The 22,385-nt window shown below is 63.9% G+C and carries 14 protein-coding genes; 4 read left to right on the plus strand and 10 right to left on the minus strand.

All coding sequences use genetic code 11. The features are described 5' to 3' along the window. Positions 1–91: 91 nt before the first annotated feature. The 5 genes from CSE6_RS05200 to CSE6_RS05220 form a co-directional block, all read right to left on the minus strand. On the minus strand, positions 92–2,491 hold the full coding sequence (locus CSE6_RS05200) for a DUF1631 domain-containing protein (protein WP_059440025.1): 2,400 nt from the start codon (positions 2,489–2,491) through the stop codon (positions 92–94). 56 nt (positions 2,492–2,547) lie between these two features. Further along, positions 2,548–3,504 carry a protein translocase subunit SecF gene (gene secF, locus CSE6_RS05205; protein WP_003066813.1) on the minus strand — a complete coding sequence of 319 codons (957 nt, stop codon included), beginning with the start codon at positions 3,502–3,504 and terminating at the stop codon, positions 2,548–2,550. A gap of 11 nt (positions 3,505–3,515) precedes the next feature. After that, on the minus strand, positions 3,516–5,414 hold the full coding sequence (gene secD / locus CSE6_RS05210; RefSeq protein ID WP_034351013.1) for a protein translocase subunit SecD: 1,899 nt from the start codon (positions 5,412–5,414) through the stop codon (positions 3,516–3,518). 88 nt (positions 5,415–5,502) lie between these two features. Continuing rightward, positions 5,503–5,835, minus strand: a complete 333-nt coding sequence (yajC, locus tag CSE6_RS05215; protein ID WP_003066810.1) for a preprotein translocase subunit YajC — start codon at positions 5,833–5,835, stop codon at positions 5,503–5,505. 365 nt (positions 5,836–6,200) lie between these two features. After that, a complete protein-coding gene (locus tag CSE6_RS05220) occupies positions 6,201–9,779 on the minus strand; it encodes an indolepyruvate ferredoxin oxidoreductase family protein (RefSeq protein ID WP_059440026.1) in 3,579 nt (1,192 codons plus the stop codon). Positions 9,780–9,977: 198 nt separating this feature from the next. Here CSE6_RS05220 and CSE6_RS05225 point away from each other — a divergent pair, with 198 nt between their 5' ends. Both CSE6_RS05225 and CSE6_RS05230 read left to right on the plus strand, forming a co-directional pair. After that, the gene (locus CSE6_RS05225) at positions 9,978–10,460 is read left to right on the plus strand and encodes an Lrp/AsnC family transcriptional regulator (protein WP_003060152.1); all 483 of its coding nucleotides are present in this window, start codon (positions 9,978–9,980) and stop codon (positions 10,458–10,460) included. Positions 10,461–10,681: 221 nt separating this feature from the next. After that, complete coding sequence (locus tag CSE6_RS05230) at positions 10,682–12,391, plus strand: MFS transporter (RefSeq protein WP_059440027.1); 1,710 nt, start codon at positions 10,682–10,684, stop codon at positions 12,389–12,391. Positions 12,392–12,485: 94 nt separating this feature from the next. On the opposite strand, the gene CSE6_RS05235 is transcribed toward CSE6_RS05230, so the two are convergent. Then, a complete protein-coding gene (locus CSE6_RS05235; RefSeq protein WP_003066801.1) occupies positions 12,486–13,661 on the minus strand; it encodes a murein transglycosylase A in 1,176 nt (391 codons plus the stop codon). Between CSE6_RS05235 and CSE6_RS25990 the strand changes: the two genes are divergently transcribed. Further along, positions 13,660–13,830, plus strand: coding sequence for a hypothetical protein (locus tag CSE6_RS25990; protein ID WP_169749767.1), 171 nt, complete (start codon positions 13,660–13,662; stop codon positions 13,828–13,830). The two genes, CSE6_RS05235 and CSE6_RS25990, sit on opposite strands and share 2 nt — an antisense overlap. 184 nt (positions 13,831–14,014) lie before the next feature. Then, positions 14,015–14,674, plus strand: a complete 660-nt coding sequence (locus tag CSE6_RS05240; protein WP_003066797.1) for an OmpA family protein — start codon at positions 14,015–14,017, stop codon at positions 14,672–14,674. Positions 14,675–14,739: 65 nt separating this feature from the next. Here CSE6_RS05240 and CSE6_RS05245 read toward each other — a convergent pair whose 3' ends face one another. The 4 genes from CSE6_RS05245 to CSE6_RS05260 are packed head-to-tail and all read right to left on the minus strand — an operon-like array spanning position 14,740 to position 22,320. Beyond that, positions 14,740–15,369, minus strand: coding sequence for a response regulator transcription factor (locus CSE6_RS05245; RefSeq protein WP_003066795.1), 630 nt, complete (start codon positions 15,367–15,369; stop codon positions 14,740–14,742). A gap of 5 nt (positions 15,370–15,374) precedes the next feature. Then, complete coding sequence (locus CSE6_RS05250) at positions 15,375–17,450, minus strand: nitrogen regulation protein NR(II) (protein WP_034351024.1); 2,076 nt, start codon at positions 17,448–17,450, stop codon at positions 15,375–15,377. Further along, positions 17,447–18,262: a carbon-nitrogen hydrolase family protein gene (locus tag CSE6_RS05255; RefSeq protein ID WP_059440028.1), complete on the minus strand. Its 816-nt coding sequence runs from the start codon at positions 18,260–18,262 to the stop codon at positions 17,447–17,449. The genes CSE6_RS05250 and CSE6_RS05255 overlap by 4 nt, the downstream gene beginning before the upstream one ends. After that, positions 18,259–22,320: a YhdP family protein gene (locus CSE6_RS05260; RefSeq protein ID WP_083994680.1), complete on the minus strand. Its 4,062-nt coding sequence runs from the start codon at positions 22,318–22,320 to the stop codon at positions 18,259–18,261. Before CSE6_RS05260 ends, CSE6_RS05255 begins: the two co-directional genes overlap by 4 nt. Between the last annotated feature and the right edge of the window lie 65 nt (positions 22,321–22,385).

Genomic DNA, 22,385 nt, shown 5'->3' on the forward strand with positions numbered 1-22,385 from the left:
ATATCCCGACAAGGCGACGCCCAGCAAGGGCTGCTCCCTTCCCTGGTGCAGCGCGTAGAGAAAGGGGAAAGATGCAAAGCACCTCAGGGGCTTAGACCAGTCTTTCCGGATTCGCCTGAATTTTCTGCAGTGCATCGCGTGTGGCACGCACCGTCAGGGCTTCGGCATCATGCACCGCGAGCAAGCCGGCCTGCAGATAGGTCGCCATGCGTTGCGCCTGCAGCAGATAACAGTGTCCATCCAGCGAGGCGAACAAATGCAGATGCTTGCGACGGCTATGCCAGACATATTGCACCTGCACACGGGCACCGTTGTGGTCCAGCGTGAACCAGCGACCGCTTTCCAGCGACTGGGCCCACTCCAGCATGGTGGGCTCCACCGGACTGTCCGTGTTGGGAATGACGTTCAGATCGCCCGCATCCACGCCCAGCATCAGCTCTATGCTCTCGCTGGACAGCGGCATATCGTCGAGCTTGCCATCCTCGCTGATGTATTTCTCCAGCTCCGCCAGGCGCTTGGCCATGGCCTCGATACGCTCGGCCGGAATGGCTGCCGTCTTGGACATGAAGGCCTGGGCCAGCGTATCGGTCAACACCTTGATCGCGGCCGACTGTGCATCGCCGGTCACGCTCACCAGCTCCAGCCCCTCGCGCAAGGTCTGCAGCAAGGTCGGCAAGCCCTGGATGACACGCGCGCGCTCCTGACGCAAGGGCTTGGCGCTGGCCGACCAGACCAGCTCGCTGGCCGCCTGCTTGAGGCGCATGGCCCGTGCATCCTTGGCGCCATAGCGCACGGTGGCCATGGCCAGCACATCGGCCCAGGATTTGAAGAGAAAGTCTCGCACCTCTTCGCGCACCGGCATGTCGGTGAGCATATTGCGCAGCTCTATGGTGTATTGGATGGCCAGCGTCTCCTTCTGCTCCACCTGCTGAGCCACGCTGGTGATCTTGGCCGTGGACCGATTCTGGGCAAAGTGCCTGGTGAGGAATTCCTCAAACTCGCGCAGCACCAGGGCAAAGACCTTCTGCCCGGTTTCAGGGTACTGCTCTATCACCTGAACCACCCGGCGGATCTCGGTCTCCAGCGCATTGCCGTTGATGCTGCTGGCGTCAAAACCCATGACGCAGGAGCCCATGCGGTCGATCAGCTTGCGCGCCGGGTGATTGAGGTCGCTGAAGAACTGCGGCTCGGCCAGCGCCACGCGCAACACGGGGACCTGCAGGCGCGCGAACCAGACGCGAATGGACGGCGGCAGCCGGTCTTCCGAAAGAATGCTCTGGAACATCAGCGCCACCACCTCGATGGTCGCCTTCTCGCTCTTGGTCTCGGCCTTTTGCTTCCAGTCGGCCGAGCGCTCGCGCACCAGATTGACCAGCTGGCTGATCGCTGCCGGACTGTAGTCCATGGCGAGCATGGCCATGGCCGAACCGGCCGCAGACGGATACTGGGCCTGGAGCTCGGCCGCCATCAGTTGTTGCTGCTCCTGCAGCGCCTGCGCCAGAGCGGCAGACGCAGGAGGCATGGGAACGACAGGCGCGCCAGGCATCAGACCTGGAATGCCGACCGCAGGCTGACTCAGCACCTGGCGCAGCTGATTCATGGCATCCAGCGCGCGATGGCGCGCCCGCGCCAGCATGCCCAGGCCGGCGCTGGCGCCTGGCGGCAGGGCAATGCCCGGAGCCATCCCTGGCCCGGCGCCCAGACCTGCAGCCATACCGGCCGGCATGTACTGCATGGCAGAGTTGCTCCAACCCGCATCGGACGGATTGCCATAGCCACTGCTGGCGCCCAGATGCATGGCACCGGTGGACGGGCCACCCTCGGTACGTCGCACGCGCAGCGGCGCATCCTGTGCCTTGCTGACGCCCTTGGCATCGAGCAGCTTGTGCAGGATGCTGTATTCGGACTCCATCAGCGGTGCCAGCGCATTCTGCAAAGGCTCCACGGCCCTGAGCAAATGCTTGCGCTCCATGCCGCTGCCAAGCCATTGCTCGACCAGATGCAGACAGATGGTCTCGGCACGGAACATGTCCCGGGAAGCCAGCTCATGGCCCTCCAGCGCCTGAATGCGCAGGCGCATGGCCTCGAAGCCGGGCTGCAGCGTCTCCCCCATGGCCAGAGCCATGCGGGAGGCCAGAATCCTGTTTTCGACGACATCGTCGCTGAGCAGCTCGAAGGTCAGCGGAGCCGAGCCCGAAGCATTGCTCTCGGCTCCACCAGAGGGTGGCTTGCGCGCAGCCTGCTGCAGCGCCTGAACGCCTGCCTGCAACCAGGCGTCCTTGTTCTGCTGAAAGCCGACCCAGGCCTCGCGCCACTCCTGCATCTCCTTGGCAGTGGAGACGGCACTGCTCTGGTTGGAGAGGAATTCATCCAGTTGCCGAGCGACCTTGGGCAGGCCCTGACAAATGCCATGGACCCAACGCAAGCGCGCCTGCCAGCCCAGCTGTTGCGGGGCCGCAGGCGCGGTGGAGGAAGACTGCGAGAGAGCCATTCCGTAAGTGTAATGGCGGCAGAAGCAGTCATGCACCCGCCGCAATGGTCAAAGCGTCAGACCACGGCTCCCGCGTTGGGATCGTTGGGATCTTGCGACCCGGACTTGGCGGGAGCCTTGACCAGATCTTCGCGCTTGACGCCCAGCCACATGGCAATGGCGGCCGCCACGAACACCGAAGAATAGATACCGAACAAGATACCGATCGTCAGCGCCAGCGCAAAGTAATGCAGGCTGGGGCCGCCAAAGAAGAACATGGACAGCACCATGGCTTCGGTCGAGGCGTGGGTGATGATGGTCCGGCTCATGGTCGAGGTGATGGCGTGGTCGATCACCTCGTGGGTGCTGAGCTTGCGGAACTTGCGGAAGGCTTCGCGGATACGGTCGAAAATCACCACGGACTCATTGACCGAGTAGCCCAGCACGGCCAGCACGCCTGCCAGCACGGAGAGCGAAAACTCCCACTGGAAGAAGGCGAAGAAGCCCAGGATGATGATCACGTCGTGCAAGTTGGCAATGATGGCCGCCACGCCGAACTTCCACTCGAAGCGAAAGGCCAGATAGATGATGATGCCCAGCACCACCATGCCCAGCGCCATCAGGCCGTTGTGCATCAGCTCATCGCCCACCTGCGGGCCGACAAACTCGGTGCGGCGCAGCGTGACCTCGGCATCCTCGGCCTTCAGTGCAGTGATCACCCGCTCACTTTGCTGAGCAGTCGTCACGCCCTTTTGCACGGGCAGACGAATCATCACATCCTTGGATGTACCGAAATTCTGCACGATCACATCGGCATAGCCGAGCTTGGAAACGGTTTCACGCACCTTGCCGATATCGGCAGGCTGGGTGTAGGCCACTTCCATGACCGTACCGCCCGTGAACTCCACGGACAGATGCAGGCCGCGCGAGAACAGGAAAAAGACGGCCAGCGCAAAGGTGATGAAGGAAATCGCGTTGAAGACCAACGCGTACTTCATGAACGGAATGTCTTTTTTGATGCGGAAGAACTCCATGATCTTCCTCCTTAGTTGTTGCTGCCGCGACCGGCCACGGAACGGTGACCCTCACCCTCAGGCTTCCAGACCTGACCGATGGAGACGCTCTTGAGCTTCTTCTTGCCGCCATACCAGAGGTTGACCAGCCCGCGAGAGAAGAACACGGCAGAGAACATGCTGGTCAGAATGCCGATGCAGTGCACCACGGCAAAGCCGCGCACCACGCCCGAACCGAAGGCCAGCAGGGCCAGACCGGCGATCAGCGTGGTCACGTTGGAGTCCAGAATGGTGTGCCAGGCGTTCTCGTAGCCTGCATGGATGGCCGCCTGAGGCGAAGCACCGGCACGCAGCTCTTCACGAATACGCTCGTTGATCAGCACGTTCGAGTCGATGGCCACGCCCAGCGCCAGCGCCATGGCGGCAATGCCGGGCAGGGTCAGCGTGGCCTGCAACATGGACAGAATGGCCAGCAGCAGCAACACGTTCACCGACAGAGCAATCGTGGAGAACACGCCGAACAGCATGTAGTACATGCACATAAAGGCCGCAATCGCCACCATGCCCCAGACCACGGAGTGAATACCGCGGTTGATGTTGTCGGCGCCCAGGCTCGGGCCGATGGTGTATTCCTCGATGATTTCCATGGGCGCGGCCAGCGAGCCGGCGCGCAGCAGCAGCGAAGTGTCGTTGGCTTCAGCCGTAGTCATGCGACCCGAGATCTGCACGCGGCCGCCGCCGATTTCGCCACGGATCACGGGAGCCGTGACCACTTCGCCCTTGCCCTTTTCGAACAGGATGATGGCCATGCGCTTGCCCACGTTCTCGCGCGTCACGTCCTTGAAGATGCGCGCGCCCTTGGCATCCAGCGTCAGGTTGACGGTGGGCTCCTGGGTCTGGCTGTCAAAACCGGGCTGTGCATCCGTCAGGTTCTCGCCGGTCAGCGTCACCTGCTTTTGCACGATGATGCTCTGGCCGTTGCGGTCCAGGTATTTCTCGGAGCCGAAAGGCACGGGGCCGGAGCCCATCTCGGCAGCACGCGCTTCGGCGGACTCGTCCACCATGCGCACTTCCAGCGTGGCGGTGCGGCCCAGAATGTCCTTGGCCTTGGCCGTGTCCTGCACGCCGGGCAGTTGCACCACGATGCGGTCCAGGCCCTGCTGCTGGATCACGGGCTCGGCCACGCCGAGTTCGTTGATACGGTTGTGCAGCGTGACGATGTTCTGCTTGAGCGCCTGCTCCTGCACCTTGCGCAGGGCTTCGGGCTTGATCGAGGCCACCAGCTTGAAGCCCGTGCCGTCAGGCGTGGAAGTGGCCGCCAGATCGGGGAACTGGTCCGCGATCAGATTGCGCGCCGCCGTCAGCGTGGCTTCGTCGCGCACGCGAATGGTGACGTTGTTGCCATCGCGGCTGACACCGCCGTGGCGGATATTCTTGTCGCGCATCGAAGAGCGCAGATCGCCCGCATAGCTCTCGGCCTTCTTGGTCAGGGCCGCCGCCATGTCCACCTGCAGCATGAAGTGCACGCCGCCGCGCAGGTCCAGACCCAGATACATGGGCTTGGCGCCGATGGCTGTCAGCCAGTCGGGCGAGCGCGACACCAGGTTCAGCGCCACGATGTAGGAGGGGTCGGTGGGGTCGGAGATCAGGGCCTTCTGGATGACGTCCTTGGCCTTGAGCTGCTCGTCGGGCGTATCGAAGCGGGCGCGCACCGAAGTGCCTTCCAGCGACATCGATGTGGCTTTGACGCTGGCTGCGCTCAAGGCAGATTCCACCTTTTGCAGCACCGCGTTGTCCACCTTGACGGTGGACTTGGCCGAGGACACCTGCACGGCAGGCGCTTCACCAAAGAAATTGGGCAGGGTGTAGAGCACCCCCACCAGCAGCGCGATCACGATGATCGCGTACTTCCAGACCGGGTATCGGTTCATGATCGCGCTCTTTTTTTTACAGCAACGCACAACGGGTACGCGCACTCTGGTCGAGCGCCGTACCCCTCAAAATCCACAGCGGACAGGCTTACTTGGCCGTGCCCTTGGGCAGCACCTGCACCACAGCGGAGCGCTGGATCTGGACTTCCACGCCGGAAGCCACTTCGATGTAGATGAATTGCTCGGCCATGCGGGTCACGGTGCCGATGATGCCGCCGGCGGTAGCCACTTCATCACCCTTGGCCAGCGCGTCGATCATGGAGCGGTGTTCCTTCTGGCGCTTCATCTGTGGACGAATCATCACGAAGTACAGCACCACGAACATCAGCACCAGAGGCAGCATGCCGGTGAGCGAACCCATGAAGCCGCCTTCAGCAGCGGCGGCAGGAGCGGTCTGGGCGAAAGCAGAAGAAATGAACACGAAAAAGACTCCGAAAGAGTGAATTTGTCAGGAATAGGTCCCGGCAGGCGCGCACTTGCGCGATCTCGCCAGGTCAGCGGGACATTGTATTCGGCTGGCTTGTACCCAAGATTGGCATGGGCAGCCGCGCAGCACAGGCATTCCCTGATGCGATGAGGACCTCCCTTTCCACATCAGCAATGTCTGCAAAAAACATAGCTATCAGCGCATTACCTGTATTGTTTTGTGACTGTTTTATCTTTGAATATCACTCAATACAAGCGCTGGCAGCTATCAAATTCAGATAGCCCACTGCCAGCATCGCCTCTGGCCATGAATACAAAGGCCGGGTTGCCCCGGCCTTGTTGTGATGCGCCTCGGCGCAATTAGTTCACTGCCATCAGCTTGACTGCTGGCGCAGCAGCTGCAGCCGAGCCATTCCAGCGAGTCATCAAGGACTGCCACTTGATGCGCGCAGCCGCCAGATGGTGCTCCTTCACATGGCCGTAGCCTCGAATGTCTTCGGGGATGGAGGCGATCTCCACGGCCAGCGCCAGCTTGTCGGTCGTCAAACCCGTCAGCAGGGTTTCGATGCACTGGCGGTATTCGACGATCAGGGCGCGCTCGGTACGGCGCTCCTCGGTGCGACCGAAGGGATCGAGCGCCGTGCCGCGCAATCCCTTCATGCCGGCCAGCCAGCCCATGGCCTTGCGCATCCAGGGGCCATAGGATTTTTTGAGCAGATGGCCCTGCTCGTCCTTCTTGGCAAAACCGGGGGGCGCCAGGTGATGGACGAGCTTGTAGTCGCCCTCGAACATCTCGCTGATCTTCTGGGTGAAGGCCGCATCGGTGTGCAGACGCGCCACCTCGTACTCGTCCTTGTACGCCATGAGCTTGAACAGATAGCGCGCCACGGCCTGGGACAGGCGCGTGCCCTGGGCCAGCGGCTCTTCCGCTGCGCGCACCTTGGCCACGAAGTCGCGGTACTGCTGGGCATAGGCCGCGTTCTGGTAGGCCGTGAGGAACTCCACACGCTTGTCCAGCATTTCCTCCAGCGACGGCTTCTTGACGAACTGGATCACCTGCGATGCCTGATACAGAGCGCGCACGGCCTCCAGATCGTGGGCGCAGCGGCGGCCCCATTCAAAGGCCTCCTGATTGCGCGCCACCTGCACGCCGTTGAGCTCCATGGCGCGCATCAGCGAGGCATGGCTGAGCGGCACCCTGCCTTTTTGCCAGGCGTAGCCCAGCATCATGGGGTTGGCGTAGATGCTGTCGCCCAGCAAGGCCGTGGAGGCCTTCTCGGCATCGAAGCTGCCCAGGGCGCCATGACCCACGGCCTCGGCCAGCGCCGTGGCGCAGCGTGCGGCCGGCGACTGCCAGTCGGGGTTGCCCACGAAGGTGGCCGTGGGCGCGGCGTGGCTGTTGAGCGCCACATAGGTGCGCCCCGGCTGCATCACGGACAAGGTGGTCGGCGTGGCCGCCACGATGGGGTCGCAGCCTATGACCAGATCGGCCTTGGCCATGTCCACCTTGGTGGTGTAGATCGCATCGGCGCGGTTGGCGATCTGGATATGGCTCCAGGTGGAGCCGCCTTTTTGCGCCAGACCCGCCGCATCCTGCGTGACCACGCCCTTGCCTTCCAGGTGTGCGGCCATGCCCAGCAGCGAACCGATGGTGATCACGCCCGTGCCGCCGACACCGGCCACCACGATGCCCCAGGCCTGCTCGGCCACGGGCAGGACGGGCTCGGGAATAATGGGAAGGGCCTCCAGGCTGCCCTTCTTCTCCTGCTTGGGCTTCTTGAGCTGACCGCCCTCGACGGTGACGAAGCTGGGGCAGAAGCCCTTGACGCAGGAATAGTCCTTGTTGCAGCTGTTCTGGTTGATGCGGCGTTTGCGGCCGAACTCGGTCTCCACGGGCTCCACCGACAGGCAGTTGGACTGCACCGAGCAATCGCCACAGCCCTCGCAAACCAGCTCGTTGATGACCACGGTCTTGTCGGGCGTGCTCAGCACGCCGCGTTTGCGGCGGCGGCGCTTTTCCGTGGCGCAGGTCTGGTCGTAGATGATGGCCGTGCAGCCCTTGAGCTCGCGGAACTGGCGCTGGATCGCATCCAGCTCGTCGCGATGGTGCACGGTCACGCCCTCGCCCAGCTTCACGCCATCGTATTTCTCGGGCTCGTCGGTGACGATGACCAGCTTGCCCACGCCTTCGGAGAGCAGGCTGTTCATGATCTGCAGCACCGAATGGCCTTCGGGCCGCTCGCCCACGCGCTGGCCGCCCGTCATGGCCACGGCGTCGTTGTAGAGCACCTTGTAGGTGATGTTGGTGCCGGCCGCAATGCTCTGGCGGATCGCCAGCAGCCCGCTGTGGAAGTAGGTGCCGTCGCCCAGATTGGCGAAGACATGGGCTTCCTTGGTGAAAGGCGCCTGCCCCACCCAGGTCACGCCCTCACCGCCCATCTGCGTGAAGGTGCTGGTGCGGCGGTCGGGCATCCAGGTGGTCATGTAGTGGCAGCCGATGCCGGCCACGGCGCGCGAGCCTTCGGGCACGCGTGTCGAGGTGTTGTGCGGGCAGCCGCTGCAGAACCAGGGCGTGCGGTCGCCGGTCGAAACCTCCTTGGCCGCCTTGATCGCCGCTTCGCGGGCGTCGAGCACGGCCAGACGCTGCTGCATGCGCGTTTGCACATGCTCGGGCACGCCCAGCTTCTTCAGGCGCTGGGCAATGGCGCGCGCAATGATGGCGGGAGTCAGATCGGCCGTGGGGCGCAGCAGCCAGTCGGTGCTGGGGTTGGGCAGCGACCATTCGCCGCCATGCTCGTCGCTGAACTTGCCCACCACATTGGGGCGCACGTCGTCGCGCCAGTTGTAGAGCTCTTCCTTGATCTGGTATTCGATGACCTGGCGCTTTTCCTCGACCACCAGAATCTCCTGCAGGCCGCGCGCGAAATCGCGCGTGATGGTGGCCTCCAGCGGCCAGACCACGTTGACCTTGTGCAGCCTGATGCCCAGCTGGCGGCAGGTGTCCTCGTCCAGCCCCAGATCGGCCATGGCCTGACGCGTGTCGTTATAGGCCTTGCCGCTGGCGATGATGCCGAAGCGGTCGTTGGGCCCTTCGATCACATTGTGGTTGAGCTTGTTGGCGCGCACATAGGCCAGGGCTGCATACCACTTGTAGTTCATCAGCCGCGCTTCCTGCTCCAGCGGCGGATCGGGCCAACGGATATGCAGGCCGCCGTCCGGCATCTGAAAGTCTTCGGGCAGGATGATGTTGACGCGATCCGGGTCCACCAGCACCGAGGAGGAGGACTCCACCACCTCCTGGATCGTCTTCATGCCCGACCACAGGCCCGAGAAACGGCTCATGGCAAAGGCATGCAGGCCCATGTCGAGGATGTCCTGCACATTGCTGGGGAAGAACACCGGCGTGCCGCAGGCCTTGAAGATATGGTCGCTCTGGTGCGCGGCCGTGGAGGACTTGCTGATGTGGTCATCGCCCGCAATCGCAATCACGCCGCCATGCTTGGCCGTGCCCGCCATATTGGCGTGCTTGAACACGTCGGAGCAGCGGTCCACGCCCGGCCCCTTGCCATACCAGATGCCGAAGACGCCGTCGAACTTCTTGGTTTCGGGATAGAGATCGAGCTGCTGCGTGCCCCAGACGGCCGTGGCGCCCAGCTCTTCGTTCACGCCGGGCTGAAAGACGATGTGATTCGCCTCCATATGCTTTTTGGCCGCCCACAGGGACTGGTCGTAAGTGCCCAGGGGCGAGCCGCGATAGCCGCTGATGAAGCCGGCGGTGTTGAGCCCGGCCTGCGCATCGCGCAACCGCTGCAGCATGGGCAGGCGGACCAGGGCCTGCACGCCGCTCATAAAGGCGCGGCCGCGGGCCAGGGAATATTTGTCGTCCAGAGTCACAGACTCCAGGGCGCGACGGACTTCATCGGGCAAAGGGGCATTCATGGCTTGTCTCCATGTGGGTGACCACCCGTGGCAGCTGTTGGCTACCAGAGCAGCATATTGCTTTGGGCATTCCTGCGCCAGAGGCACGGAACGCAAGTTGTTTGAGCAAAGTTTAAGGAAAACGCCCCGAATAGAGCTTTCTTTTTATTGCCGGGATTAACCTAGTTTTTGAAAGAATCTTGCTGTAAATTGCGAATCATGAACCAACTTGATCGCTTCGACTGGGCCATCCTGAATGAGCTGCAAATGGATGGCCGCCTCACCAATGCCGAGCTGGCCCAGCGCGTAGGCCTGTCCGCCGCGCCCTGCTGGCGACGCGTGCGCGCGCTGGAGGAGTCGGGCTATATCACCGGCTATCACGCCACGCTGGACCGCCACAAGCTGGGCCTGGGCGTGCTGGCCTTTGTGCGCGTGGATGCCGCACAGAACACGGCCGACATCACGCTGCGCATGGAGGAAGCCATTCGCCTGCTGCCCGAAGTCACCTCCTGCCACTACATCAGCGGCGCGGGCACCTTCGAGCTGCAGGTCGTGGCCAGGGATCTGGAGAGCTTTTCCGGTTTTGTGCGCAATGTGCTGCTGCGCCTGCCCAACGTCAAAGACGTGCACACGATTTTTTCGCTGGGCGAGGTCAAGTCCAGCAGCGCGCTGCCGCTGCCCAGCACGCTGACGCACGCCTGAGTGCCGTTCGCACCAGGCCGGCATCCTTCAAAAGTGGAGCATGTACCGCTTTATTCATCTGCGATGTGGACTCAATCAACATTGAAATCCTTGCTCAAAAAGCGCTGCAAGCTCACTTATCAGTAGCACTCAGGACATGAGCAGCATCGAGCTCCGAGCCAGGCAGGTTTGAGTAACTACGTATTTGTCACATCAACTTTCCTGCTACAGAATCATGCCCCATGGCCCACGATGATTCCGCAGAGCGCGCTTCCCACAATCCAATAACTTCAGAATCCGGCCAGGTCCCTGCAGGCAAGCTGCTGGAAGATCCCTCGGCCATGAATGACGGCGGCGCGCCGCCTGCCGCAGCCCCGGGCGTCTGGACGCCGCTGGCCACGCCCACCTTCCGCATGCTGTGGATGATCTGGATGACGGCCAATATCTGCATGTGGATGAACGATGTGGCGGCCGCCTGGCTGATGACATCGCTGACCACCTCGCCCGTGCTGGTGGCGCTGGTGCAGTCGGCCTCCACCCTGCCGGTCATGCTGCTGGCCCTTCCCAGCGGGGCGCTGGCCGACATCCTGGACCGACGCCGCTACTTCATCGTCACCCAGTTCTGGGTGGCTGCCGTGGCGCTGCTGCTGTGCCTGGCCGTGCTCTCGGGCCAGCTGACGCCCTATCTGCTGCTGGCCCTGGTGTTTGCCAACGGCATCGGCCTGGCCATGCGCTGGCCGGTGTTCTCCGCGCTGATCCCGGAGCTGGTGCCCAAGCACCATCTGCCTTTTGCGATGGCGCTCAACGGCGTGGCCATGAATGCCTCGCGCATCATCGGCCCGCTGGTGGCGGGTGCCCTCATCGCCAGCCTGGGCAGCGCCTGGGTGTTTGTGCTCAACGCCGTGCTGTCCATCGTCTCGGGCTTTGTGCTGCTGCGCTGGAAGCGCCAGCAGCCCGCCAACCCGCTGGGCCGCGAGCGCCTGGGCTCGGCCATGCGCGTGGGCCTGCAGTTCATCCAGGAGTCGCCGCGCATGCATGCCGTGCTGCTGCGCACCGTCTGCTACTTTCTGCAGGCCGCCGCCATCATGGCCCTGCTGCCGCTGACGGCCCAGCGCCTGGACCACGGCACCGCCAGCAGCGGCAGTGCCGGCACCTTCACGCTGCTGCTGGCCTCCATGGGCGCGGGCGCCATCCTGGGCGCCATGCTGCTGCCGCGCATACGCCAGATGCTGTCGGGCGAGCGCACGGTGCTGGCCGGCGTGGCCGCGCAAAGCCTGGCCACGCTGACCGTGGCCTTCGCCCCCCATATCGCCGTGGCCGTGCCGGGCATGATGCTCTCGGGCATGGCCCTGCTGGCCACAGCCAACACGCTGGGCGTGGCCGCGCAGATGGCACTGCCCAACTGGGTGCGGGCACGCGGCATGTCCATCTACCAGATGTCCATCATGGGCAGCACGGCCATTGGCGCCGCCATCTGGGGCAAGATCGCCAGCCTGGGCTCGGTGCAGATCAGCATGGCCGTGGCCGCCGTCAGCGGGCTGACGGCCCTGCTGATCGTGCAGCGCCTGAACCCGGACCGCGACATCGAGGAAGACCTCAGCCCTTCGCGCGCCTTCACGCCGCCGACGGCAGCGCTGCCGCCCGAAGCCGGCCGCGTGGTGGTGACCATCGAATACCTGATCGACCCGGCCAGGGCCGGCGCCTTCCGCGACCTGATGCAGCTGAGCCGGCGCAGCCGCCTGCGCCAGGGCGCGCTGTCCTGGAGCCTGCTGCACAGCATGAGCCAGCCAGAGCGCTTCGTGGAGCAGATCACCGACGAATCCTGGACCGAGCATCTGCGCCGCTTCGAGCGCGTGACGACCGCCGATGTGGCGCTGCGCGACCGCAAGCTGAGCTTTCACAAGGGCAAGGAGCCGCCCGTGGTGCAGCGCTACTTCACCGACGCTCTTTAAAAGAGAGCTTACAGCGCTTTCAATTCAATGATTTCAGATGGTTATTCATCGAAATTCATTGACTGACAAGTGCTTGCAGCTCCTGTTTTTTGCATCAGCGCAGATGCGGCGCCGATCCGGCCAAGGCCTTGGGCCAGAAGGCCCAGAGCTTGAGCGGCTGCTTGATGCGGCCCGCCACATCACCGGCCTCGGCCCCCCAGCCCATGAAATAGTCGGCGCGCACGGCGCCCAGAATGGCGCTGCCCGTATCCTGCGCGAACACCAGGCGGTTGAGCGATACCGTGGGGCCGGGCGTGGACAGCCAGACCGGCGTGCCATAGGGGATGCTGTTGCGATCCACGGCAATGGAGCGGCCCGGCGTCAGCGCCACGCCCTGCGCGCCCTTGGGGCCGAACTGGGCATCGAAGTCATTGAGCGCCTCCTCGCGGAAGAACACATAGCGCGGATTGCTCCAGAGCATCTCGTTGACACGCGAGGGATTGGCGGCAATCCAGGCACTGATGCCGGGCCAGGTGGCATCGCGCACCAGGTTCTGGTCGAGCAGCCAGCGGCCCACGCTCTTGTAGGGCTGATCGTTGGTGCCGGCATAGGCCACGCGGATCATGCGCTGGCGGCCGTCGGCCTCGGTCAGCATCAGCCGGCCCGAGCCCTGGATATGCAGCACCAGCATGTCCACCGGGTCGCGCAGCCAGGCAATGGCACGACCGGCCAGGGCGGCCTGCGCCTCGGAGTTGGTGTCGATCTGCTGGCGCGTGAACCAGGGCTTGCGCTTGCCAAAGCCCTGCGGAACCTGATAGATGGGCACGTTGAAGCCGTTGCCCTGCACACGGCGCGCCTCGTACAAGGGCTCGTAATAGGCGGTCAGCATGCCGTCGGGGCTGCCCGTGGTCGCTTCGATGCGATAGGGCTGCAGCGTGTTCATCATCCAGCTGCGCTGCTCGTCTTCCGAGGCAATGCTCAGCCTTCGTACCTCGCCGCACAGATTGGCAAACACGGTGCTGGGACGCTCGCAGTTCTTGATCCAGGCATTCCAGGCCTCGTTCAGGGAATCCTGGGGCACACCGGGCAACTCGCCCCAGTCCACCGCCACCCAGCGGCTTTTAGTCGGTACATTGGCGGTGAACGGCGGCTTGGCTGCGGAAGCCGGCCCGCCATGCGGAGCCATCTCGGGCACCGATGCCGGGTCGTTTTGCTGCTTGGTGGTGGTGCATGCCACCAGGGTTCCTACAATCAGCGCCAGTGAAGCACGGCGCAGGAGATGGAAATTCATGGGTCTGATTTTGCTTGAAGCACTGCTGGCATTGGCCATTTTGGTCGCTATTGTGTGGTGGACCATGTTCTCAGGTCGAAAAAAGGGTGAGTTGCCGGCCCCGGTCGAGCCTGCGCAGCACAAAGAAGTGCTTGCAGACCCCGAGCAAGATCGCTCTAATCGAGCTTAGCCCATGGCGCTGCAGCCACTGCAGCGCGGGCTGCATGTGACAATCTTTTGCATCAGAAACCGCTCGCTGGCCCGCGTCCTACTTTTTTTGCCTTCTCTTGGCAGTACGCTCGTGGCCTTGCAGCTTTTACGCGAAGCTGGTTTGCAAGACCCTCCGGGTCGTTTATCAAACTAAGGAGTTTTCTATGCGCAAGCAAATGGCTGTGACGGCCGCTCTGGCCTCTGCATTGTTGATCACCGGCTGCGCCAATACCGGCGGCATGTCGGACACCACGCGTCGTACTGCCACCGGTGCAGGCGTGGGCGCACTGGGCGGCGCTGCCATCGGCGCCATTGCTGGCGGCCATGCCGGCAAAGGTGCACTGATCGGTGCCGGTGTCGGCGCCCTGGGCTCCTATATCTGGTCGCAGAACCTCGAGAAGCAAAAGCGTGAAATGGAAGCCGCGACCCAGGGCACAGGCGTGGGCGTGACACAGACCGCGGACAACCAGCTCAAGCTGGACATCCCCAGCGACATCTCCTTTGACACCGGCCGCGCCGACATCAAGGGCAACTTCGCCCCCATCCTCGATCGCTTTGCCGAAGGTCTGCGCAACAACCCCAACGCAGAAGTGCGCATCATCGGTCACACCGACAGCACAGGCTCCGATGCCATCAACAACCCTCTGTCGCTGCAGCGCGCCGAGAGCACCCGCAACTATCTGACATCGCGTGGCGTCAACGGCGCCCGCATCCAGGTGCAGGGCATGGGCTCGCACCAGCCCGTGGCCTCCAATGCCACCAACGAAGGCCGTGCGCGCAACCGCCGCGTGGAAATCTTCGTGGGCGAGCGTGCACCTCAATAAACCAGCGCGAGACCAGCAAAAAGCCCCGCCAAGCGGGGCTTTTTTCATGTCGCGGAGGCTTCCGCTCAGGCGTTGCGCAGCAGATTGGCCAGCTCCACGGCCGACTTGACCTGCATCTTGTCGAAGACCCGCGCCCGGTGCACTTCCACGGTGCGCACGCTGATGTCGAGCTGATCGGCGATCAGCTTGTTCGGCACGCCCTCGACGACCAGCTTCATCACGTCTTTCTCGCGATCGGTCAGCTCGTCCAAGCGGCTGCGCACCTCTTCGCGCGCCTGCAAGGCGGCCAGATGCTCGGCGGACAGCGCCAGCGCCTGCTCCACCCGGTCCACCAGCGCGTTGTCGGAAAACGGCTTCTCGCAGAAATCGAAGGCACCACGCTTGACCGTATCCACGGCCGTCGGCACATCGGCATGGCCGGTCAGAAAGATCACAGGCATGGCCTCGATCTGGCCGCGCTCCAGCATGCGGTTGAACAGCGACAGCCCGCTCATGCCCGTCATGCGCATATCGAGCAGCAGGCAGCAAGGGCGACGCGTCACGGGGCTGGTCTGCAGCACGGCCTGCTCGAATTCTTCGGCGTTGCGATAGCACTCGCTCAGCAATCTGCGCGAACGCAGCAGCCATGCCAATGCCTCTCGGACATCGGCATCGTCGTCCACCACGTAGACGGTAGCGTCGGTTACAGGTTCCATGAAGCCTAGTTCTCTCTGGGTTCCCAGTGGGCCGGAAGCGTGAAGACAAACTCCGTGCCCTGCGGGAGGTGCGGGCGGTAATCAAGGTGACCACCATGTTGCTCCACCACCGTGCGGCACAGACTCAGGCCCAGGCCCATGCCTTCGGTGCGCGTGGTGAAGAAGGGGGTGAACAGCTGCTCGGCGACTTCCGCAGAAATGCCGGCGCCGCAGTCCATGATGGAAAATTCTACCCAACGCGCGTTATTACCGTCAGAACTGCGCCTGACAGCCATGGTCAACACCCTCTCCTTGAGCTCGGGCAGGTCCATGGCCTGCATGCCGTTGCGCGCCAGATTGAGCAGCACCTGCTCGACCATGGTGACATCGCACAGCACCCCTGGCAGATCGGGCTCCAGCTCCAGCTGCACAGTTGCATTGAGCTTGTGCGCCTGCAGATAGACCAGAGGCATGACGGCATCGATCAGCTCCACGGGCTGCACCACCTCTCTGGACTTGTCGCGCCGGCGCACGAAATCGCGCACGCTCTTGATGACCTTGCCTGCGCGGTCGGCCTGAAAACCGATGCGCTCCAGAGCCATGCGCAAGTCCTTGAGATGCGGGACCTGAGGGCCGGTCGGCTCATGCTCCAGCAGATTGAGCGAGCCCGTGGCATAGCTGGAAATGGCGGCCAGCGGCTGTGTCAGCTCATGACTGAGCATGGAGGCCATCTCGCCCACCGTCGCAAGGCGTGCCGTGGCCTGCAGGCGCTCCTGGGAGGCACGCGACATCTCCTCCATGCGGCGCTGCTCGCTGATATCGATGAAAGCGCTCATCCAGCCCGTGTGCTGGCCCTGGGCGGTGATCAGCGGCGCCTCGAAAATCAGCACCGGAAAGCGCGAGCCGTCCTTGCGCATGAACACGCTCTCGTGGCCCTGGCGCGGTGTGGGCAGCAGGCCGGCAAGGCGCTGATCGCGCCGGCTCACATATTCCTGGGCCAGCTCGGGCGGCCAGTAAGGCGCCACATTGAGGCCCAGCAGCTCCTGCGCGCTGAAGCCCACCATATTGCAGAAGGCCGGGTTCACATAGGTGATGCGGCCCTGGAGATCGCGTGCACGCATGCCCGTGACCAGGGAGTCCTCCATGGCCTTGCGAAAGGCCAGCGCATCGCCCAGATCGCGCTCCGCCCGCAGGCGGCGGCGGTTGTCGCGCACCAGCACCACCACCACGGTCACCAGCGCGATCGACATGCCGGTCACCAGCGCCGTCATCACATTCGGAAAAACACTGGGCGCGTGATGCCAGCTGTCCATGCGCAGCACCAGGGTGTTGCCTGGCAGATCCAGCAACTGCTGGGCCGTGAACATGCGCGAGCCGCGCCAGGCCGCCCCCACCATGGCCAGACGCGTGCCGTCCGGCTCGGTGAACGAAACCTCCTGGGTGCGCGGCAGGGACTTGCCCACCTGGGCCATCAGAATGCCCTGCAGGCTGTACGTGCCCAGCACATAGCCCACCACATGGCCGTTCTCCGTCAGCGGCATGCAGACCTGCATGGTCTCCGTGCCCAGGCCCTCGCCCAGCAGCTGGAAGCGGCTGGGCGAGTACGACGGCCCGTTGACGCGCCTGGCCTGGGTACAGGTCAGTGCCTCGCCCGAATGCAGCTCGGGCAAATGGCTTTCGTCCTCGACCAGCAAGGTGCGATAAGGCGTCTCGGCATGCTCGATGAGACGCATGTTTTCACCGCGCCATTCGATGCGCATCAGGTCGCGGCGCTGCTGCAGCAGCTCGGTCGCATGCTCGCGCCAGGCGGCATGCTTGCTGCTGTAGGCGCTCAGCGCCAGCAGGTCCTGCAGATTGCGGCCCAGCGCTGCACGGATATCGCCGACCGCATTGGCAGTGTCGCGCTCCAGCTTTTCCTGCACCTGCGAGGCCTCATAGCGTCCGGCCAGCCAGACCATGGTGACCAGCATGCTGACCACCAGTGCCACCAGCAAGGTCCATAGCGACCAGCGCTTCCAGGCCATGCGCCAGCGCCGCCAGGGCCAATGGGCAGGATGGTCCTCGGGCAGTGCGTCAAGAGCGGTATTCAGCGGATCAGTCACAGCACACGATGGGTCAAGGCCGGCAATTGCTGGCGCACCTGCAGCAGGCGGTCACGATTGAGCTCTCCCGCCACCACGCCGGTGCCGCTGGCCTGCAGGCCCTGCACCTCGCCCCAGGGGTCGATCAGCAGGCTGTGGCCCCAGGTGCGGCGACCGTTTTCATGCACGCCGCCCTGGCCCGGTGCCAGCACATAGGCCAGGTTCTCTATCGCCCGCGCCCGCAGCAGCACCTCCCAGTGCGCCTGGCCCGTGGTGTAGGTGAAGGCACTTGGCACCAGCAGCAGATCGGCCCCCTGTGCGCTGAGCGCGCGGTACAGCTCGGGAAAGCGAAGGTCATAGCAGACACTCAGGCCCAGGCGCCAGCTCACGCCATTTCTGGCCTGTATGTCGCAGACCACGGGCTGGCTGCCCGCCTGCACCACGGCGGCCTCGGTATAGCTCTCACGCCCGTTGTCGAACTGAAAGAGGTGGATCTTGTCGTAGCGGGCCACGCATTCGCCCTCGGGCGAATAGACCAGACTGGTGTTGAGCACATGGCTGTCGTCAGCGGCCTGCAGCGGCAGCGTGCCGGCCACCACCCACAGCTGCAGCTGCCTGGCAGCCCCGGCCATGAAGTCCTGGATCGGCCCCTGGCCAAAATCCTCCCGATAGGCCAGCTTGTCGGTGTCCCTGGCTCCCATGGCACAGAAATACTCGGGCAGCACCACCAGCTCCGCACCCAGGGCGGCAGCCTGCTGCATCAGGCTGCGCGCCTGCGCCAGATTGGCTGCGACGTCCTGACCCGAGACCATTTGTAGAGCGGCAATCTTCATGGCTTCTCCTCCGAGCTTGGAGCGGCAGCGGGCTGCTTGCCGGCATCGTCGGCTCCGGCCTTGGGCACGCTGCGCCTGGGCAGCTCGGTCACCTGCGGGTCTTCCCAGCTGCCGTGGATATGGAACTCCTTGGTCGTGGCCGCAATCAGCGGGCCACGCAGAATCATCTGTGCCAGAAAGCTGCTCAGCCCCACCACGGGATTGATGGCCGTCGCAACCAGGGAGGCGGACAGGGCGTTGATCTCCGGCACCACCACCACATGCAGGTCCTGGGTTTCCTTGTCGATATCGGCAGAGCCCTCCATCAGCACAGCCGCGTTCACGCCCTTCATCTGCATGTTATTCGTCTTGGCAATGCCGCGCTCTATGGTGACATCGCCTCGCATGAAGTCGAACGAGAAGCCGTTGCGGAACACGTCGCGGAAATCCAGCGTCAGCCGCCTGGGCAAGGACTGCAGGCTGAGCACGCCCAGCAGCTTGGCCAGTCCCGGATCGGCCTTGAGGAACTGGCCTTTTTGCACCTCCAGATGCACGGCGCCGGACATGGTCTTGAACTCCGGCGTCACGGGCGCTCCTGTCCAGCTGATTTCACCCTGCAGCTGGCCCTGTCCATTGGCAACCACGCCAGGCATGTCAAAGCGATTGAGCAGCTTGCCCACATCGCGCAGATTGAGCTGGAACTGCAGCTGGGTCTGCCCCGGGTGCTTCTTGTCACTGGAGCGCAGCCCCCAGGAGCCCTGGGCCGTCAACGTCGCCTCGGGCGTGCTGATATTGAAGCGCGACAGTTGCCATTCGCGCTGCCCCGCGCCGACGGACAGCCCGTGATTGCGCGCCACCACATCCAGCTTGCCCAGCGAACGCTTGCCCAGCTGGAAGTCGTCCACACTGACCTGCAAGGCCGGCAGCTCACGCACATTGCCGGTCTGTTCCGCAGCGGCATCCAGCCCTTCGTCCGGGCCGTCGGGAATGCTCAGACGCGAGAGCTTGGCGATGACAAGGCCGCCCGGCTCCTGCGCAGAGGGCTCTCGGTACTCCACACGCCCTGCCAGCTCGCGTGACTGGATCTGGTTGATCCAGACCTTGCTGGCATGGCTGAGCTGCAGGGATACGTCGTGCAGCGAACGGCCATGGAGCTTCACCTCGCGCGCCTGGAGCGCCAGTTGCTGCGGCACAAACTGGCGCCAGCTCTCTTCCTCGGCACCGGGGCCATCGGCAGCGCCCCCTGCGCCATCGGGCCACAAACGACTCCAGGCATCCAGATCAAGCACCGGCAGTTGCACCCTGGCCTGCAGGCCGGCAGGCGGCAACGTGGCTTCCGCCGTGCCCGACTCCACCAGCTCCAGGCTGCCACGTGTGATGCGGGCCTGAGCCCCGCTGATATCGCGCTCCAGCAAAGCTGCGGCGTGATTGCCCCATTGCACGCCGAACTGATCGGTCAGCGGCTTGGCCACGGCTGGCACCGTGCGGTTGACACGCAAGGCCAGGGAGCTGTCGGCCGCCTTGCCCAATGGAGCTGGCAACATGACCGCCATGCCCTGCAGGTCGGACTGCAGACTGATTTCCGGCACGCTGTGCAGCACCTTGATCTGCAAGCCATAACGGGCCTGGCCCTGCAGATGCTTGCCCAGAGCCACCAGTTCGCTCATCTCCTTGGCATCACGCAGGCCCTGGGCCGTGGCAATGCCGTCCACACGCACTTGCACCGGAGCCGTGGCGGCATCGGCGGCAGGCTTCATGCCGCCCTCGATGCGCACATCACCGCCCAGCGCTCTGGCCTGCACGCCCGAGAGCTGAAAGCCGGTCTCCGAAAACTGCACATTGCCGCGCAGTTGGCTGAGTGTGGGCACCTCGGGCATCAGCTGCAGCGTATTGCCCGCCAGCGCCACTTCACCCTGTACCTTGCTGCGCTCCATATGCATGGTGGGCAGATGCAGCCTGAGGCTGAGCTTGGCATTGCCCGTGGCCTTGCTGCCATCCAGAGCATGGGCAGTCAGCGCAGACAGGGCAGAGCCTTGAACCAGGTTCAGCATATCGCCCAGGGCTCCATGAGCCTTGGCGTTGACCTCCACCTCGGTCAGGTTCCAGTCGGCCACTCCGGCCTGCGCTTCATCAACCACGATGGCGGTATGCCCCAGAAAGCCCTTGGCCTTGCGCACCTGCATGGAGTTGCGGTCAAACACCAGCTCGCCCGACAGCTTGGTCAGCGGCGGCCAGGGCTTTTCGCCAGGGCCCAGCAGATAGCCGGGCACAAACTGGTAGTTCACATCATGCACCTGGGCACTGATGTGGAATTCGCCCTTGCCCGGTTTTTCAAACGGCACATGCTCGAGCTCGCCCTTGACGCGGAAGTTCACCGCGCTGGCCTGACCCGTGGTGATGGCCTCGCGCACATAGCGCAGCGCATCGCTGCCCAGATCCTGGGGCAGATAGCGATAAATCCGTTCACCCTTGGCGCGGCTGAGCTGCCCTTGCAGATCCAGCAGTCCCGGAAAGCGCGGCTGCTCCTTGGTCCCAGCACCGGACTGCCAGTTGGCCTGGGCCTGGCCGGCCGTGTCCTCATTGGCGAAACGCAGCCGGGGCACCTGCACCTTGATGGACTGGCCCTTGTCCAGCAGCTGCCAGCGCACCAGGCTGTCGAACTGGTCGAACGGAATATCGGGGTCTTCAAACACTCCGGGGAAGCTCAGCATGGCCTGGCTGGCGGCCGCCGTCTTGGTCAGCGTTGCCTCGCCGCTGTCCTGGTCCAGGCTGAACTTGCCACTCAGCCCCCGCACGCCGGGGATACCAATGCTGTGCGGGCCCTCCTGCGAAGCCTGGGAACGCAAGCCCAGTTGCTCGAAGCGCCCCGAAGCCTTGTACTGGGCCAGCTGCTGCAGAGGTCCGCGCCATGACAGCTTGAGATCACTCAGCTGTCCTGCCGGCGCAAGCGCCTTGAGCTGGGTCTGCACGGCCTGCGGCAGGGGCAGACGCTGCAGCATCTGCGCCGCAATGGCCAGATCGATGCCATCGGCCTGAACCTCGCCATGCTCGCCCTGGCTGCCCTGCTCGGAAGCGCCGGTCGGCACATAGCGCAGGCTGAAGTCACCTCTGGGCCAGTTCAGGCCGTCATCGGCCGTGAACTGCAATCCCTGGACGGAAAACTGGTAACCATTCTGGTTCTTGGCCCGCAGGCGCCCCTGCAAGGCCTGCAGGGCCAGGGGCTCAGGTCTGTCCCGCCATTGGAGTTGCAACGCCTGTACCGCGACATCGGCCACCCCGCCCACGGGCTGGCCGTGCTCCACATCCAGCCAGGCCCTGACCGAGCCCTTGCCCTGCTGCAGCTTCCAGTCCTGCGGACCCAGATACTGACCCAGATGGGACAGATCGATATGCGTGAAGTCCAGATAAGCCTGTCCGCTCCAGCGCTCCAGACGCCCTTCATGCACCGACAGCAAAGGCTCCTTGAAGTTGCCCATGACCGTAAAGCGCTGGCCCCAGCCCTCTGGCGGCGTGGCATCCAGCCGCAGGGAGTGGTGCCAGCGCTTGTTGCGCAGCACCAGATCCACATCCTGCAGCTGCAAGGGCGCGGCATTGCGCAGCTCGTCCACCCACTGCAGCTTGCCGCTGCGGATGGCGATTTCGGGTTGGGAGAAGATCCAGTCGGAGTCGGTTCCCTGCCCCGGATCGGATGACACGGCAATACCGGCCACAAAGATCTGGCCGTCGGCATCGCGGCGGACCGTCAGATCCGGCCCTTCCAGATATATCTGCTCGACTCCCAGGGTCATCAGCGAATGGGCAGAGACCGCCACCACCACCTTGGGCAGCAGCAAGGCCTCACTCTTGTTCGCAGGGTCATGCAGGACTACGTCGCCCAGCTCGAAAGTCGGCACCAGACCCGAGCGGTAAGCATTCAGCCTGCCAATGGAAACCGGTACACCCAGGCTGCGTGAGGCCAGGGATTCCAGCTCGGGGCGCCACTGTTCGATTCGCGGCACAATCCAGAAATGGAGCACCCCCCACACGGTGGCCAGCAGCAGCCACAGGCTCAGGACCAGTCCCAGAGACCACCGTGCCAAGCTGGCCAGCCTATGAATTTGGCGAGTTGGGAGTGGTTTCGGTTCGATCATCGGTGGCCTAGCAA

Origin of the sequence: Comamonas sp. E6 (genome assembly GCF_001010305.1) — a bacterium.
Lineage (GTDB): Bacteria > Pseudomonadota > Gammaproteobacteria > Burkholderiales > Burkholderiaceae_C > Comamonas > Comamonas thiooxydans.

What these genes read in the sequence shown, in the direction of transcription:
- CSE6_RS05200 (WP_059440025.1), bottom strand. Translation starts at nt 2,491, where the DNA reads ATGGCTCTCTCGCAGTCTTCCTCCACCGCGCCTGCGGCCCCGCAACAG.
- secF (WP_003066813.1), bottom strand. Translation starts at nt 3,504, where the DNA reads ATGGAGTTCTTCCGCATCAAAAAAGACATTCCGTTCATGAAGTACGCG.
- secD (WP_034351013.1), bottom strand. Translation starts at nt 5,414, where the DNA reads ATGAACCGATACCCGGTCTGGAAGTACGCGATCATCGTGATCGCGCTG.
- CSE6_RS05220 (WP_059440026.1), bottom strand. Translation starts at nt 9,779, where the DNA reads ATGAATGCCCCTTTGCCCGATGAAGTCCGTCGCGCCCTGGAGTCTGTG.
- CSE6_RS05225 (WP_003060152.1), top strand. Translation starts at nt 9,978, where the DNA reads ATGAACCAACTTGATCGCTTCGACTGGGCCATCCTGAATGAGCTGCAA.
- CSE6_RS05230 (WP_059440027.1), top strand. Translation starts at nt 10,682, where the DNA reads ATGGCCCACGATGATTCCGCAGAGCGCGCTTCCCACAATCCAATAACT.
- CSE6_RS25990 (WP_169749767.1), top strand. Translation starts at nt 13,660, where the DNA reads ATGGGTCTGATTTTGCTTGAAGCACTGCTGGCATTGGCCATTTTGGTC.
- CSE6_RS05235 (WP_003066801.1), bottom strand. Translation starts at nt 13,661, where the DNA reads ATGAATTTCCATCTCCTGCGCCGTGCTTCACTGGCGCTGATTGTAGGA.
- CSE6_RS05240 (WP_003066797.1), top strand. Translation starts at nt 14,015, where the DNA reads ATGCGCAAGCAAATGGCTGTGACGGCCGCTCTGGCCTCTGCATTGTTG.
- CSE6_RS05245 (WP_003066795.1), bottom strand. Translation starts at nt 15,369, where the DNA reads ATGGAACCTGTAACCGACGCTACCGTCTACGTGGTGGACGACGATGCC.
- CSE6_RS05255 (WP_059440028.1), bottom strand. Translation starts at nt 18,262, where the DNA reads ATGAAGATTGCCGCTCTACAAATGGTCTCGGGTCAGGACGTCGCAGCC.